The 15,250-nt window shown below is 49.3% G+C and carries 13 protein-coding genes; 1 reads left to right on the top strand and 12 read right to left on the bottom strand.

All coding sequences use genetic code 11. The annotated features are described in order from the left end of the window. Positions 1 to 19 precede the first annotated feature (19 nt). The 7 genes from BLR64_RS12370 to melA all read right to left on the bottom strand — a co-directional run bounded on the left by BLR64_RS12370 (position 20) and on the right by melA (position 9,583). The gene (locus BLR64_RS12370; RefSeq protein WP_039877315.1) at positions 20 to 844 is read right to left on the bottom strand and encodes a carbohydrate ABC transporter permease; all 825 of its coding nucleotides are present in this window, start codon (positions 842 to 844) and stop codon (positions 20 to 22) included. Beyond that, positions 844 to 1,731: a carbohydrate ABC transporter permease gene (locus BLR64_RS12365; RefSeq protein WP_090714498.1), complete on the bottom strand. Its 888-nt coding sequence runs from the start codon at positions 1,729 to 1,731 to the stop codon at positions 844 to 846. The genes BLR64_RS12370 and BLR64_RS12365 overlap by 1 nt, the downstream gene beginning before the upstream one ends. A gap of 110 nt (positions 1,732 to 1,841) precedes the next feature. Further along, positions 1,842 to 3,152, bottom strand: a complete 1,311-nt coding sequence (locus tag BLR64_RS12360) for an ABC transporter substrate-binding protein (protein WP_090714496.1) — start codon at positions 3,150 to 3,152, stop codon at positions 1,842 to 1,844. Positions 3,153 to 3,430: 278 nt separating this feature from the next. After that, positions 3,431 to 5,197: a sensor histidine kinase gene (locus BLR64_RS12355; RefSeq protein ID WP_090714495.1), complete on the bottom strand. Its 1,767-nt coding sequence runs from the start codon at positions 5,195 to 5,197 to the stop codon at positions 3,431 to 3,433. 25 nt (positions 5,198 to 5,222) lie between these two features. After that, entirely contained in the window at positions 5,223 to 6,764 is a 1,542-nt protein-coding gene (locus tag BLR64_RS12350) for a response regulator transcription factor (RefSeq protein ID WP_090714493.1), read from the bottom strand. A gap of 890 nt (positions 6,765 to 7,654) precedes the next feature. After that, on the bottom strand, positions 7,655 to 8,269 hold the full coding sequence (locus BLR64_RS12345) for a sugar O-acetyltransferase (protein ID WP_090714492.1): 615 nt from the start codon (positions 8,267 to 8,269) through the stop codon (positions 7,655 to 7,657). 12 nt (positions 8,270 to 8,281) lie between these two features. Beyond that, positions 8,282 to 9,583: an alpha-glucosidase/alpha-galactosidase gene (gene melA / locus BLR64_RS12340; RefSeq protein ID WP_090714491.1), complete on the bottom strand. Its 1,302-nt coding sequence runs from the start codon at positions 9,581 to 9,583 to the stop codon at positions 8,282 to 8,284. A 164-nt stretch (positions 9,584 to 9,747) separates the two neighbouring features. Between melA and BLR64_RS12335 the strand changes: the two genes are divergently transcribed. Further along, positions 9,748 to 10,641: an AraC family transcriptional regulator gene (locus BLR64_RS12335; RefSeq protein WP_090714489.1), complete on the top strand. Its 894-nt coding sequence runs from the start codon at positions 9,748 to 9,750 to the stop codon at positions 10,639 to 10,641. A gap of 77 nt (positions 10,642 to 10,718) precedes the next feature. Here the strand turns inward: BLR64_RS12335 and BLR64_RS12330 are convergent, their stop codons facing one another. The 5 genes from BLR64_RS12330 to BLR64_RS12310 all read right to left on the bottom strand — a co-directional run bounded on the left by BLR64_RS12330 (position 10,719) and on the right by BLR64_RS12310 (position 15,208). Then, complete coding sequence (locus BLR64_RS12330; protein ID WP_090714488.1) at positions 10,719 to 11,285, bottom strand: histidine phosphatase family protein; 567 nt, start codon at positions 11,283 to 11,285, stop codon at positions 10,719 to 10,721. Between the two features lie 77 nt (positions 11,286 to 11,362). Next, positions 11,363 to 12,427, bottom strand: coding sequence for a suppressor of fused domain protein (locus tag BLR64_RS12325; protein WP_090714486.1), 1,065 nt, complete (start codon positions 12,425 to 12,427; stop codon positions 11,363 to 11,365). A gap of 260 nt (positions 12,428 to 12,687) precedes the next feature. Further along, on the bottom strand, positions 12,688 to 13,149 hold the full coding sequence (locus BLR64_RS12320; protein ID WP_244157684.1) for a VOC family protein: 462 nt from the start codon (positions 13,147 to 13,149) through the stop codon (positions 12,688 to 12,690). Then, positions 13,136 to 13,444 carry a hypothetical protein gene (locus BLR64_RS12315; RefSeq protein WP_090714484.1) on the bottom strand — a complete coding sequence of 103 codons (309 nt, stop codon included), beginning with the start codon at positions 13,442 to 13,444 and terminating at the stop codon, positions 13,136 to 13,138. Before BLR64_RS12315 ends, BLR64_RS12320 begins: the two co-directional genes overlap by 14 nt. Before the next feature lie 120 nt (positions 13,445 to 13,564). Beyond that, positions 13,565 to 15,208 (bottom strand): S-layer homology domain-containing protein, encoded by a 1,644-nt coding sequence (locus BLR64_RS12310; protein ID WP_090714482.1) that lies wholly within the window; start codon positions 15,206 to 15,208, stop codon positions 13,565 to 13,567. Between the last annotated feature and the right edge of the window lie 42 nt (positions 15,209 to 15,250).

Here is a 15,250-nt window from a genome sequence, read left to right as displayed (position 1 = left end):
GAAAGTGAACGTTCAATCATTATTTCACGGATCCCACCATACCGGCAACGAACTGCTTCTGCATCAGGAAGAAGACAAGTGCTGTCGGAAGCGTAGAGATAACGACTGCGGCCATAATAACGCCGAAATCCGGGGAGTAGCTGGAGCCCAGGTTCGAGATCAGCAGCGGAATCGTCCGTTTTTCCGGAGTCTGCAGCACGATCAGCGGCCAGAGGTAATTGTTCCAGCTGGACATGAACGTGATGATGGCGGCGGCGGAATAGGTCGTCTTCATCGTCGGCATATAGATTTTGAAGAACAGGCCCAGCTCCGATAATCCGTCAATCCGTCCGGCCTCAAGCAGCTCCCGCGGGAACATCTTGGAGCTCTGGCGGAAGAAGAAGATCAGAAATGCCGTCGTAAAGGTCGGAAGAACCACGGCAGCGACTGTATTAACCCCGATAAGCGGAGCAGCAGCCGACAGCTTGGAGAACATCTGATACAGCGGCACCATCAGCGCGGCAAAAGGGATCATCATGGATAATAATAACAGATTGAAGACCATGTCCTTCGCTTTGCTGCGGTAAATTTCAAATCCGTATCCAGCCAGGGAAGCAACCAGCAGGGCCAGAACGGTTGTGGTCAGAGCGATTTTGAGCGTATTCCAGAGCGCAGGTACCAGGTTGATTGACTCTGTGAGCTTTCTGATATTGTCGAACAGAGCTGTACCGGGCAGCATTCTGCCCTGGGTAACGTCCACGGAAAGATTAGTGGCGCTGATAATCATCCACAGGAACGGGAAAATCGAGACAAACGCTACAATCGACAGAAAAATATAAATGGGGGCACGGCGTAAGCTTCTCATTATTTATCATCACCTGCCAGTTTGATTTGAAGGAAGGACAGAATAATAATCATGACTACAATGGAATACGACACAGTTGCGGCATATCCGAAGTCAGGCGTGTACTTGAACGACAGATTGTAAATATATTGGGAAATGGAGAGCGTCGCGTTGCCGGGACCTCCCTTGGTTATATTCATAATTTCATCGAACAGCTGCAGGGTACCAATCGTCGAGGTGATCGACGTAAAGAGAATGATCGGCTTGAGCAGCGGAACGGTAATCGAGAAAAATTGTCTCGGCCCCGAAGCACCGTCAATTTTTGCAGCTTCATAAATGGAACTGTCGATGTTTTGCAGCGAGGAGAGGAAGAAAATCATATTGTATCCTGTCCAGCGCCAGGTAATAGCAATGATAATCGTAACTTTTGCCCAGAAGGGATCGGAGATCCACTGGATCGGTTCAGACAGGATGTGCATATTCATTAAAGCCAGGTTGATCAGACCGTCATTGCCAAATAGATATTTGAACACAACGGAGTAAGCTACAAGCGAGGTTACGCAAGGCAGGAAAATCGCAGTACGGAAAAAGCCTTTGAAGCGCAGCTTGCTGTCATTCAGCAGCACCGAGATCATCATCGCAAACACGATCATAATCGGTACCTGGACAATCAGGAACAGGAAGGTGTTCTTGACCGCTGTAAAAAAGGTTTTGTCGCTGAGCAGACGCTTGTAATTGGTTAATCCGTCAAAATGAAGGTTAGCTCCTGCGCCCGTCTTGAACGAGAGCAGCAACGCCTGAATCATCGGATAGAAGTAAAACAGACAGATCATGAGGACGGCTGCGGCGATAAACAGCCAGCCGGTAAGCTTAGCGCGGTTGCGCATGGTATGGTTCACAGCTCTCATTCCTTTCTCTATGCAGACGTAAATCTTTAAAAGGAGAAGCCGCTGTCCTCCGTCCTGGCTCTAGACGGCAGGTAAGGAGGACAACGGATCCATCAGGTGTAACAGCAATTTTACTGGATTTGGGATTCAGCCTGGGACTGGGCATCACTAAGCGCCTTATCAACCGCAGTTCCGTTCAGGAAGTTCTGCATTTCAACCTTGAGGATGTCCTCAATAGCATAAGTGTGCAGACCGTAGTTTACGTTAGGGATTTCAGCCGTCCATTTTGCAAAGTCAGCGATAACCTTTTGTCCGCCGAAGAATTCATCAGCCGCACCGTAAGCTTCGCCTTCAGCAGCCGGTTTGTAAGTACCTACAACGCCTACGTCTGTTACAAGCTTCTGGTACAGATCAACATCAGATCCGAGGGTTTCACCCAGGAATTTAACTGCTGCTTCTTTACCGTCATTGTTCAGCACATACCAGGAGCTGCCGCCGAGGTTAGATGCGTGTACGGAGTTTGCGGCATTCTTAAGTTTAGGGAACGGTACTACCGCCCATTTGCCGGACTGGTCAGCCGATGCTTTTACAGAAGGGGTAATCCAGTTACCGGTAGGAATAGAAGCAACGTCACCGCTGTTGAAGCCGGCCAGGAACGAGCTCCAGTCGGAGTTAACTTTTACGATATTGGCATTCATCAGCTCTTTGTAGCTTTCAAATGCTTCTTTCAGTACTGCGTTGTCTTTCAGGTTAGGTGTTGTTCCGTCTTCTTTCAGGTACCAGGAGCCGGCGGACTGGATCATCATGCGGATCAGCCCCAGATCGTTAGGGTCCTGAGTCAGCATATCTTTGCCTGTCTTTTCTTTAATCGCTTTACCGATCTCAATGTACTGCTGCCAGTCGATATCCTGCAGATCGTCAGTAGTATAACCAGCTTCCTGCAGATAGTCGGTACGGACATAGAGGCCTACAACACCGGAGTCGAACGGTACGCCGTATTGCTTGCCGTCAAAGCTGGTTGGCCCGAGCTTATATTCTGCAAAATCAGCTGTGTTGATCGCATCGCCCAGTTCCTGAAAGGCATCTGGATACGTTTGCAAGAAGCTTTGTGCACGGTAATCTTCAATCAGCACGATGTTCGGCAGACCGGAAGCGGAGCCTGAGTTAAGGCCTGTGTTCAGCTTCTGGATAATGTCATCCTGTGCGTACTCAACAACTTCAATTTGTGCATCCGGATTTTTGGCCACATAAGCGTCCTTAGCCAGGTTCATTGCAGCAATATTAAAGTTTTTGTCCCATGCCCAGACGGTGATTTTCTGGTTTCCGCCAGCTGCATTTCCTTCAGCTCCGGTATTGGCCTCGTTATTAGTATTAGCGTTGCTGGAGCAGGCGGTCAGAAGTGTAAATCCGGCGAGCAGAAGCGCGGTGGCTTTTTTCTTCATGATGTATATCCCCCTAACATGTATTTGAAAGTGCTTTCTTTAATCAGAATATCATTCTGGAACCTCATTTCGTTAGAAATGATTTTAGTTAAAATAGTGATAATATTGTCTTTTGTATCCGCTTCCACGGTCTATGGATTAGGATTATTTTTCTCCTTTCGCACTTTTTTTAGGTGAAACAGGCCGCACAGATGCAAGAAGCCGGCGCCGGGATGCGGCGCCGGCTCGCGGCGTAGCTGTTATATTATGCTGCAAAGGCAGCGGTTCAATGCGTTTTTTCAGCAAGGAATTCTGATAGAGACTTTTGTCCCCTGACCAGGTGTACTGGTGATGGTTACGCCGTACGGCTCACCATACAGCAGCAGCAGACGGTCATGGACATTACGGATGCCGATGCCGCTGAATAGCTGTCGGCTGCTTGTGGATGCCGGAATCGTCTCCTTGTTGTCCAGATCCATACCGTCTCCCGTATCCACCACCTCACAGTGCAGCGTATCCCTGTCCTTCATGATGGTGACATAAATATAGCCCGAGGTCTTGATATTGAAAGCGTGGAAAAAGGCATTTTCAATAAACGGCTGCAGGATTAGCTTCGGCACCTTAGCCCCCATACAGTCCGGAGAGACAAACGTCTCTACCTTGACCCGGCTGCCGTTGCGCACCTGATTAATAAAGACATAATGCTTCAGGTTAATCAGCTCATCCTCCACCGTAATGGTCTCTTTCACATTGCTGATCGTATTCTGCAGCAGCGAGATGAGGGCATGGATCGTCTCCGTCGCCTGCTCCTTGCTTCCCCGCTGAACCAGAATATTGACCGATGCCAGTGTGTTGTACAGGAAATGAGGATTAATCTGCTGCTGGAGTGCGGCCAGCTCGGCATTCCGCTGCTCCTTTTGTGTTTCCACCAGCTGGGCGACATAGTCATTGAGCTCTTTAAGCATATAGTTGAAGGCGGTGCTCAGCTGCCTCGTTTCATAGCTGCCGGTGACAGACATATAGTTATGGAAATTCTTTTTGGTCACATTGGACATTTTTTTGACCAGCGTGCGCAGGGACAGCGTCAGGCGTTTGGTCAGAAAATAAATCAGGAGCACCGCAACCGCAGCAATTGCCCCGCCGATCAGAAAGAGCATCTTTTTATCAAACAGCGTGCCGATGGTCTCCTTTTTATCAATCAGATTCACAATATAAAAGTTATAGGACGGCAGATAATCGGCCAGCACGATGACTTCCCTTCCGCCGATGGTCAGCTCCTGGCTGGCAAGCCCCGCCTCGGCAATCTGCTTCGCGCTGCTCAGGAGGTCGGGGGAAAGGCTTCCGATCTGCTCCGTCCGGTTGCTTGACACAATCCGCCCGGCCGTATCCAGAAACATGACATCGTTGCCTTTGCTCGTAAAGCTGGCGTAGTTTTTACGGAAATCACTTTCACGTGTGAACATGTACAGCGTGCCGTATGGTTCTGTAAGTCCGGGTGCAGTCAGTGCCTTTGCTGCAACCACATAACGGCCCGCTGAATTCAGCGGGCTTGCGTCCATAAAGCTATAGAACAGCTTGCCGCCCTGCTCCTGCGCAGCCGCTGTAATCGGATTGTCCTCCAGCTGCGCGGAAGAGCCCGACCAGTAGGTGACATCACTGGTATAGCTCCTGCCGTTCCCTCCCAGAATGGACAGGCCGATGTTGGCGGCCCCGATGCCGGACTGAATACGGTCCATCTGGTCCCGCATGCTGTAATACCGCCGGAAATTGGCCAGCGAGCTGCCGTCCTTTTCGGTCATGAAGCTGCGGATTACCCCGCTCTGCCCGACATTTATCGCTGTATTGACGGTAGTATAGTGCGAGTTATCCAGTGCGCTTTTAATCTGGTCAATGATTTTTGAATTGGTAATGCTGAAGGTCTGTACAAACAGCGTCTGCGACATTTGTGCTGTCACTGTAGTAATCAGTACGGTAACGAGCACAATGCTGATGACCATAACGACGAATATTTTGCTGAACAGGCTCTGGTCTCTGAGCTTTCCGAGCCACTTTTCGATTACTCCCATTTCAGGCTCCTTCTTGGCTTCCGCATTATCCTTTACGGTATTGGCTTGGCGATACGTTCATCAGCTTGCGGAACACTCTGGTAAAGTAGCTGTGGTCTGAATAACCGACAAGGCTGCTGATCTCGGAAATCGACAGGCCGGGGTTTTCTTTCAGCAGCAGGCAGGCTTTGCCGATCCGCACCCGGTTTAAATATTCGTTGAAGCCTTCCTTATTGTGCAGGGTAAAATAATTGGACAAATAGGACGGATTAAAATGAAACTCCCTGGCGACTTCCGTCAGCGTAAGCTGGTGTGAATAATGCTCGTCGATGTACAGGAGTATCTTCTGCATCGCCGGTGTTCCGCCGCGGTTCTTCGTAACGCATTCGGTCGCGTCCTGCAAAAACTGCAGCAGTCTGGCCTCTGTCTCCGCGACATGCGGGGCTTCATGGATCGAGCGGAAGTATTCATATTTGCTGTCATCGAGGGCACGGGCCTCATAATGGAACTGCAGCAGCATGCCGATGATTTGAAAAATGCTGTGGCACAGGAACGACTTGAACTCGGACACTCCCGTATCCCGGCGGCCGGACATCGAGGCTACATAAGCGCTTAACCGTGCAAAGGCCTGGTCGAACTCCTGCCGGTTCAGCTCTGCAGCGAAGGCCTCCTGGTCAAAGACTGGCCCCGGCTGTACCTCTCCGCCATGATCCACCAGCAGACAGCGTTCCGGCAGGAAAAACCGGTGGTCCAGCAGCTTCATCAGCTCCTGCGAGTAGACGGTGTGCAGCTCCTGCAGCTCCGTAAAGGTCCGGCTGACGGCCAGGCTCAGAAACATATTGGCCCGGATTCCGGTGGTAAATACCTGCTCGGCCATCCTGATCAGCGCCTCCCTGCCGTCTTCAGGCAGGTTAAACAGCAGTCTGACATGCCCGTCCTGCGTGGACAGCAGCCGGAAAGACTGCGGATTACCCCCAGCCTGCAGCAACGATCGGATACTGTTCTCCAGCCATTCCTCCTTACGGCTGATGGCCGCCGCTTCATCGCCTATATCCGCTACGATGACCGCATAACCCGGAAACGGGAAAATATCCTGCAGCGCCTCAGCCTCATACTCCACCGGATAGCCGGAGACGAGCTTATCCAGAATATAGTCGGCCGACTGCCGCTTGTCGTTTCTCCAGTCCACCTGCTGGAGCACCGGAATACGCTGCGCCGTCTTCTTCAGCACGGCCAGCAGTGATGCAGCTTCCAGCCTTGGCTTCAGGATATAGTCAGCCACCCCGCTCTGGAATGTCGAGCGCACATATTCAAATTCGCTGAAGCTGCTCAGCACAATCACTTCAATCTCCGGATACATGCCCTTGACGAGCCGGATCAGCTCCTCCCCGTCCATTACCGGCATAACAATATCCGTCAGGATAATATGCGGCCGCTGTGACTCGATCAGCTCAAACGCTTCACGGCCGTTGGACGCCTCCCCGACGATCTGAAACCCTTCCCCTTCCCAGTCCAGCAGATGGATAATCCCCTGCCGCACCAGCATCTCATCATCCACCACTACTATTTTGCACAACGTTATATCCATGGCTTCTCCTTTTCCGGACAAAAGTAAGACAAGTTGAAACGGCTACGCCGTCCTAAAAAGGACGGCATCCGTTTCTGCGAGAAAGATAAGGATAAAGTATAGCGTGAAGGATATACTTTCTTATCTTTTAAAAACAAAATGAAACCCGCTTAAATTAAGGGGTTCCATCTTACATAGCAAGTTGGCTATCGGTATGTGAAACAGCTTTCATTAATGATTTAAATTATAGGTATGTGATGGGAGGCTGTCAATTGAGGGATAACGCAGATTATCTATTCGTAAAATACTTCTCTGTAAGTAACGAAAAGACGTGTAGTAACCATGTGCTCTATATGATGCACATGATTACTACACGTCATTAACGGGCAGCTCAATTTGTTTTATGTTGCGCAATAAGAGGCACCCGCCAGGATTTCTTTAACATTTTTGGATGCACCACTATCTTATTGGATGGAATTTGAACTCCATTTCGTATGGTAACAATATGGCTGGGGCCCACGATAATTTCCACATTCGGATTAATTCTTTCCCGGACCGCCTGCGCAATAGCTTTTCTCAAAAAAGGATTTCGCTTTCTTTGTGAGAAGCGTGCCTTCGCTTCCCGTGTACGTTTTCTGATTAAATCTCTTCGCTCTTCTGTTTGGGGATGCATCCAGTCAGCCTGCCTCACTCCTGCACCCTGTATCATATTCATTATATATTTAATTAATTATACCATCCAAATTATCCCTTTCTGTATTAAACTTCACCTCTTGCATGACTTAAACTAAAATCCATTAAATACATTTACGAGTTATGCCAGAGAACTATGACCGCATAAGCATGTAACGGCCCCGGTCTCTATAATTACAGAAAGGGGGCCGCTAAGGCTTAACAAAATGAACAAAATCCTACACCAAATCCTCCCTCACAATCCGCCGGCCTTGAAAATAAAACTGCTCATCCTGCTCGTTAATCTCACGCAGCACCTTGCACGGATTGCCGACAGCCACGACATTAGCAGGAATGTCCTTGGTAACGATGCTGCCTGCACCAATTACCGTATTATCGCCAATTGTTATGCCCGGGAGAATAACGGCCCCTGCGCCGATCCAGCAGTTTTTGCCGATCGTAACAGGTGCGTTATATTGATACGCCTGTTCCCGCAGCTCAGGGAGAACAGGGTGTCCGGCTGTGGCTACAGTCACGTTCGGGCCGAACATCGTGTAATCCCCGACGTAAATATGGGTGTCATCCACCATCGTCAGATTGAAGTTCGCATATATATTTTTGCCAAAATGGACATGCTTACCGCCCCAATTCGCATGAAACGGCGGCTCAATGTAGCAGTTCTCACCGATCTCCGCAAACATCTCCCCCAGCATAGCCCTTCTTTTATCATATTCACTTGGCCGGGTCTGATTGAAGTCATAGAGCTGCTCTAGACAAAGCGTCTGTGCTTTCATCAGCTCTTCATCTCCGGGCAGATATAAACTTACGTCGTGAAGCTTGTCTTTCATACCCATATCTTAATCTCCTTAACGAAATTCAGGCAGCCAGCTGCCGTGGGCTTCGATCAGATCATCGCATAGCGCCACAATATCATCCAGCGATAGCTCAGCTGCGGTGTGAGGATCAAGCATCGCTGCATGGTAAATGTGCTCTTTTTTACCGGTTCTGGCGGCTTCGATCGTCAACAGCTGGGTGTTGATATTCGTTCTGTTCAATGCCGCCAGCTGCGGCGGAAGGTCTCCGACATAGGTGGGGCTGATCCCGTTTCTGTTCACCAGACAAGGAACCTCGACACAGGCCTGATCCGGAAGATTCGTGATTAATCCGGTATTCAGCACATTTCCGCCGATCGTGTAAGGGATATCCGTTTCAATGGCTTCAAGGATATAGGATGCGTATTCGTGTGACCGCTGATGCTCCAGATTAACATCCCCTACCAGCTCATCTCTCATCTTCGTCCAGTTACTGATCTGCTCGCGGCAGCGGCGCGGATATTCATCCAGCGGAATGTTCAACTGGTCAATCAGCTCGGGATAATTTTTTTTGATAAAATAAGGATGATACTCCGCACTGTGCTCAGAAGATTCTGTTACATAGTAGCCGAATTTATTCATCAGCTCGAACCGGACCATGTCGGAATGTTTGCCTGCCTGCTGCTTCTCCTTGGCTCGTCTCTTAATCTCAGGATACAGATCGACCCCGTCACGCGAAACCTCCAGCAGCCAAGCCATGTGATTAATGCCGGCAATCCGCGATTTAACCCCCTGAGCATCCATCCCCAGCGATTTGAAAAGCTCCGGCACACACACCTGCACACTATGGCACAAGCCCACCGTCTGCACTCCGGCATAACGGCTCATATAATTGGTCAGCACCGCCATCGGGTTCGTGTAATTGAGGAACAGCACATCCGGGCAGACCTCGCGGATATCCGCTGCGAACTCGTCCAGCACAGGAATGGTCCGCAGATTCCGGAAAATCCCGCCGATCCCGATCGTGTCGGCAATGGTCTGGCGGAGGCCGTATTTCTTGGGAATTTCAAAGTCAGTAATGGTACAAGGATCGTACCCGCCGACCTGAATCGCATTGATCGCATACTTCGCTCCGCGCAGTGCCTCTTTACGGTCTGTATATGCCTTTATGTTGCATCTGCTTCCAGAGGTCTTGCGGATATTGTTAAGCATAATTTCAGAGTCACGCAAACGCTCAGGATTAATATCAAACAGGGCAATCTCAAAATCCTGCAGGGCTGGGGTTAGCAGACAGTCACCAAGAACATTTTTAGCGAAAACAGTGCTTCCTGCTCCCAAAAATACAATTTTGCTCATTATGAGTACGCTCCTTTTGTTCATTACCACTCTGTTGATAATGTTGTTTATATCCCTTACTATAAATTCACAGCAGCTGAATAGGCATGGAACATTGCCACCTCTGCATGGAGATTTGTAGTATCATTTATTTTCATTCATTCTAAAGACCAGGAGCTGCCACTATGGATAACCCGGAGCATTATGAGTACAGGATACAGATTAACCCCTACTTATTAAATGCCGATCTGAATATAATCTTTGCCGGTGCTGCCAGGCCCGAGCCTCTTCACAAAATCGGCCCCGCCGTTCATCCATACATTTTGATACATACCGTAGAAAGCGGGTGCGGCACCTTTGTCTGGCAGGGGAAAAGCTACCGGCTTGGCCAGGGAGATACCTTTGTTATTTTTCCCGGCGTATTGTTCAGCTACGAAGCTGACCACACCGAGCCCTGGAGCTACCGCTGGGTTGCTATCCAAGGCCCGAATGCCCTCGAAATGCTGAAAAAGACCGGCATCACCACTACCGATCCCATCGTAAGAGGTGCGGATCCGGAACATCTGGCAGGCCTATTTGAAAGTATCGAGCGGGTGCTGGAACAACAGTCCGGCGAAACTGTAACAACCTTGGCTACGGACGGCTGGTTCCGGATTCTTCTTGCCGAATTTGCACGCCTCAACGTCCATAAGCTGCGTTACTCCTCAGCCGGGGCTTTAACCGATTCCGAGCGTGCAGTGGAGCAGGCCATCCGCTGGTTCCAGACCCAATACATGCTGCCGGTGTCCATTGACAAGCTTGCCGCCTCTCTGGGCTATCACCGGACCCATTTCACCAAAGTGTTCAAACAGCTGACCAGCCAGTCCCCCAAGCAGTACATCAATCAGGTCCGCCTCGAGCGGGCCAAGGAGCTGCTACGCACCAATTTAAGTGTGGAACAGGTGGGGAACTCCTGCGGATTCACTGATCCTTTGTACTTCTCCAAGCAGTTTAAGCTGTGGACGGGGGAGTCGCCCAGTCAGTTTAGGGAGGGATTGCGGCGGGGAGCTGACGGGAACGCCGGCAACAAAAAAGCCTGACTGAGTCATAATGGACTCTAATCAGGCTTAAATCGGACATATGCCGGGTTTTGGGCGTAGTCATACTGTTAACTCTATTAACTGTGTTCGCTCCACTCCCTCGTTACCCTTTTTAACAGCAGGCCGTTGAACTCAGCCTTATAAATATCCGGCATCGATGTAGACTGCCAGAATTCAAAACCATATTGCCGATCATACCTGTTCAGAAGGAGTGTCATTATGTCGCCATGCGTTCCAATTGCAATGCATTGTCCCGCATGCCGTTTGAGTAACCCCTCTACTATCCGGATACCACGCTTCTGTGCGGTTTCAGAAGACTCTCCTTCGGGAAAAGAAAACGTGAAATCCTGATAGACCAAACGTTTTGCTTCGTAAAAACCGGTACCGGCTATATCTCCAATTATCCTCTCCCTCAGGTCATCCAAAGGCAGAATATCCTGGCCACACTCCTCTGCCAGCGGCTTAATCGTCAGAATTGCCCGTGCATAAGGACTGGAGTAGAAGTGGTCAATTTTCTTATTGTGCAGCATTAGCCTTACCCGTTCCGCATCCTGCTGACCTTTAAGCGATAGGCCTCTTTCCAGCTCCATTCCCGCTATATAAGGCGATTCTGCATGACGGATAAGATAAACAATGGTGTTCAAGGGTAGGTCCTCCTGGTTCCTTGGCCGAATTCAATGCTGCTAGATGGTATACCAGTTTAGCTCTTTTTGACTACAACTCAACCAACAGTATCCACTACCTGGCCATCCTGATCCTTAATATATGTCTTGTTTACCCGCACGATCAGCCCTTTGGCCGAGGACAGCTTATATTCCCCCTCCATAGGCTGGAGGGTCGCTGAGAGTTCCCTTACAGCAGCTTCGCTCAGGCTTATCCGGACGAATTTATCGCCTTCGCTCAAGCCGGTCTCCTCTGCCAGCTCCAGAATGACCTGCAGCTTCTGACTGATTAAAGCCAGTTCCTTCCTCTTCAACAGGCGGGCACTAAGGAGTCTGGCTACCATCTCGGCCTGCTTGGCGCCCATCGTCAGAATGGCCGGCGCTTTGCCGAACAGGCGGCTTTTACCCGGCTCCCATTCCAGCTGATCTACATAAAAAAAGCCTGTGCTCGACCCGTCGCGCTCTATCCCTTCACGTACTGCATTTTGTATACCGGGAACCTCCAGCAGCGAATCACGCAAGAGATCGGTGATATAGTACGGGAGCTCTTCCTGCGCCGCATGCAGAAAGGCATTCGTATTCCAGGTAGTCATAGCCTCCAGTTCATCAGCCGTGATCCCTACCATTTGCAGAAACTCGACCCGCCCATTAGGCGTATCTATCGCCGGAAGTTCCGGATCATCCGTAAAAGCAAGCGCAGTCAGCTTAGAGTCAGCCTCCAGACAGATCGGGCCGTTCGCATCCAGATAATGACCGGACGCAAAAATGTTACCACTGGAGAATACATATCTCGCCATATTTTGCAGCAAATTCAGTGCCCAGGCCGGAGGCTCTTCCTCATCAGCGTTACGGATTAGCCGGAAAGTCAGTTCAAAACCGTAGCCGCTATAATCAGGGTCATTCGACTCTTTTTCATATAGCTCCGAGAACCCATACGTTACAAAATGCCAATGCGGATAAGGCTCCTTCGCCTTATAAGCGCTAATCCCCCGCAGCGGGTCCTTGCCTCCCAGACCATAAGGAATAAGGGTACCGTAATGCTTCGGCTCCTGTTCCCCGTACAATCTGTTCATCTGCTCATCAATGGCGTCCCAGCCGGATGCTTGGACTTCCTCCTCGCTCATTTGACTCCCTCCTGTATTCAGCAGTTATGTACTATTTCCAATATTACCCGGTGCAACTTTTCACTAACCAGGCATTGCCTGCAGACTGGTATTGGTCTATTCTCAAACAGACGTATTCTGTGTATCGCATAGGTGCCACTCTTTTTGTTCATCGTTCCAGATCCCTTTTAGCTAAATCCAGGGCTACCGCTATTCTGATCTGATTAATTTTGCTGAGGCTTGCTGGCCTTATTATTGCTGGTTATCTCCAATCTTCCTGATCAGATCATTTGTCTGGAAACGATTTCATATTTAATGCCTTCGAAATCCTTAAAGAAAACTGCATAGTAATCAGGGCCATACTCCGGATACAGCCTGGGCTGTTCTACTATGGTTGCTCCTATCTCCACTAAGCTCAAATGTATATCGTCCACTTCTTTTCTTGATTCGGCTCTGAATGCGAGATGATGTAATGATCCGGGCTTACGGCGATGTATATCCTCATTTTGAAAAGCAGCTCTGGGCGATGTGATCGCAAACGCCAGTGAAGGATGCAGATATTCGACGACGATGAAGTCGTGTTCCGGAATTGCTATACTCGCTTTGTTCCGGATATCGTAACCCAGCAGAGGCAGAAATGTATCATAAAATGCTTCTGCGGCCCGAATATCTTTTACAGTAATTTGGATATGGTCAATGATTGGCTTCATTCTCTTCTCCCTCTCTTGATCAGATAAATCCATCCTCGGGTTCTCCTACTTCAAATCCTAATACTCTTGTTGCTTGTGACTTAAACGTAGTTATCCATACTTCCCAATCCCTTTGGTTCATCTGTGCAAAAAATGATAATCCGCTCGGCTCAACCGAGGCCGCAATATAAACATCATCCTCCTCTTGCCCGAACCAATAAGGAATCCCGTCTTTGTATCCTATCCAGCCAGGCATACTTTTGTATAACTCAGAGACTTTATCCCATACCTCATCAGGTAAGTGCCGCCAGATATTCAGATTACAATTATGATTGGTTCGTTTATTCATCTACACTCCCCCTTAGTTCAGCTTACCACTATTTTACAACAAAAAAAGGCAGCCTGAATGATTCTTTCAGGCTGCCTTCAAGGGGCTTGTTCCTTTATCCTTCTTAATTAAAAAAGGACATTATAATTGCTTCAATAAATTATAGATTAATTGAGCCGCCTCTGCACGGCTGGCAATCCCTTTAGGTTCAAACATGCCGGCAGAACGGCCTTGCACGAGGTTCAGTCCCTTTGCTTTTGTAACATATTCCAACGCCCATAGGGCAATCTCCGATTCATCGGAGAAGGAGCCTGACAGGACTGTTGAAACACCACCTGACTTCAGGCTGTAAGCACGCATCATCATTACAACCATCTCTTCCCGAGTAATCAGGGAGTCAGGCTCGAACACATTATTATTTTTTCCTTGCACAATTCCTGCCTCAGCTGCAGCGGCAACTTCCGGATAGAACCAATCCTCAGCTGCCACATCCTGAAATGATGCTGTTCCCCCGGCTGTTAATCCCAGTGCTCGCACCAGCAGAGCGGTAAATTCGGCACGGGTGACACTCTGGGCCGGTGCAAAGGCAGTTGGACTGGTTCCATTCACGATTTGTTTCGCCGCCAGCTTGGTAATGGTCTCATACGCCCAGTGCGTAGCAGGTACATCTGTAAACTGCTTCCGGACTTCCAGTACGCCATAGAGGCTGAAATGCTGTAGAGAACCAGATATTTTCTTGTTACTGTAGGTACCCCGGATTAGCTCAAACATTCCGTTCCCGGTCATATGAAATACGGATATCAGTTCTGGATCTGCAGCATCGGGAACTGAAAACATGACAGTAACCGGCTCCGCAAAATGATCAATTATCATCGTTTCCGTACCAGCGGAGAATGAGAGGGCAAAGTCATACATTTCGCTGGCCTGCGAAACACTTGCGCCGAGCACGTCTTTCCCTTGTTCTATAAGCTGAGCGGCCTGTACCGCCGATACAGGATTCATATGGATGATGATCTGTCCTTTAGTCCACTGTTCTGCGGATGCCTGATTGCGGATTTGCTTCAGAACTTCTGCAGGAATAACTAGTGTAACTTGCTCATTGCCAATTGTTATAGAAGGGGTCTGCAACAAGCCCTCCAATTGTGTGGGCAGTATTATGGCAGTTACCTTATTGGACACTATAATGGACCAGTTACCAGCCGAATCCTTGGTTACTTTATCAATCGTTGCTGTAAGGGTTTCTTCAGGATTAGCCGTAGAAGATGTGCCTGTACTTCCGCCCCCGCCGTCATTATTACCGCTTGATCCACTGGCTACGAAAGCTGTAGCGGTTTTTGCCGGTGTAACTACTGAACTCTTCAATGTAGAGTCAACCAGTTTGACCTTGCCGAGCGTAAAGACAGCCTCGCCGCTTGCTTTGGCTTTAAAGGTTATCACGGCAAGTGTCAAATCACCGTTTTTTCCCGGGTTTTCACCGGTCAGTGTGTGAACCAGTGTCACTTTTCCGTCGTCTGCCATAGGGACTGATGTCCAGCCGCTTGAGTCATCCTTATAGGTTACGTACTCCATTTTGGCCGGATCGAACTCCAGATTCAGTTCATAACCATACACATCGCTCAGATTGGACCCGCTGACAGTTACCTGAACCGTACCGTCTACAGCCGGACCCGCATTATTGAGCGATAACGAGAACGCGGGGCTTCCGGCACCCAGCACGGTACCAGGAAAAATAAGTATAGCCATCACTGCCAGCAGTTGCAGCGGAATCAAGAAACGTTGTCTCATCAGTTATACATCCTTTCGTACATGCATGGAAAAAGTACGCCT

Source organism: Paenibacillus typhae, assembly GCF_900099765.1.
GTDB classification, from domain to species: Bacteria; Bacillota; Bacilli; order Paenibacillales; family Paenibacillaceae; genus Paenibacillus_AQ; species Paenibacillus_AQ typhae.
Note: the sequence above shows the minus strand (reverse complement) of the source record. Positions and strands in the feature narration are given on the sequence as shown.

Bases quoted from the DNA above. Each gene is read 5' to 3' on its own strand.
- BLR64_RS12335 (WP_090714489.1), top strand. From the start codon at position 9,748: ATGGATAACCCGGAGCATTATGAGTACAGGATACAGATTAACCCCTAC.
- BLR64_RS12310 (WP_090714482.1), bottom strand. From the start codon at position 15,208: ATGAGACAACGTTTCTTGATTCCGCTGCAACTGCTGGCAGTGATGGCT.
- BLR64_RS12325 (WP_090714486.1), bottom strand. From the start codon at position 12,427: ATGAGCGAGGAGGAAGTCCAAGCATCCGGCTGGGACGCCATTGATGAG.
- BLR64_RS12350 (WP_090714493.1), bottom strand. From the start codon at position 6,764: ATGGATATAACGTTGTGCAAAATAGTAGTGGTGGATGATGAGATGCTG.
- melA (WP_090714491.1), bottom strand. From the start codon at position 9,583: ATGAGCAAAATTGTATTTTTGGGAGCAGGAAGCACTGTTTTCGCTAAA.
- BLR64_RS12370 (WP_039877315.1), bottom strand. From the start codon at position 844: ATGAGAAGCTTACGCCGTGCCCCCATTTATATTTTTCTGTCGATTGTA.
- BLR64_RS12315 (WP_090714484.1), bottom strand. From the start codon at position 13,444: ATGAATAAACGAACCAATCATAATTGTAATCTGAATATCTGGCGGCAC.
- BLR64_RS12345 (WP_090714492.1), bottom strand. From the start codon at position 8,269: ATGGGTATGAAAGACAAGCTTCACGACGTAAGTTTATATCTGCCCGGA.
- BLR64_RS12355 (WP_090714495.1), bottom strand. From the start codon at position 5,197: ATGGGAGTAATCGAAAAGTGGCTCGGAAAGCTCAGAGACCAGAGCCTG.
- BLR64_RS12365 (WP_090714498.1), bottom strand. From the start codon at position 1,731: ATGAGAGCTGTGAACCATACCATGCGCAACCGCGCTAAGCTTACCGGC.
- BLR64_RS12360 (WP_090714496.1), bottom strand. From the start codon at position 3,152: ATGAAGAAAAAAGCCACCGCGCTTCTGCTCGCCGGATTTACACTTCTG.
- BLR64_RS12320 (WP_244157684.1), bottom strand. From the start codon at position 13,149: ATGGATTTATCTGATCAAGAGAGGGAGAAGAGAATGAAGCCAATCATT.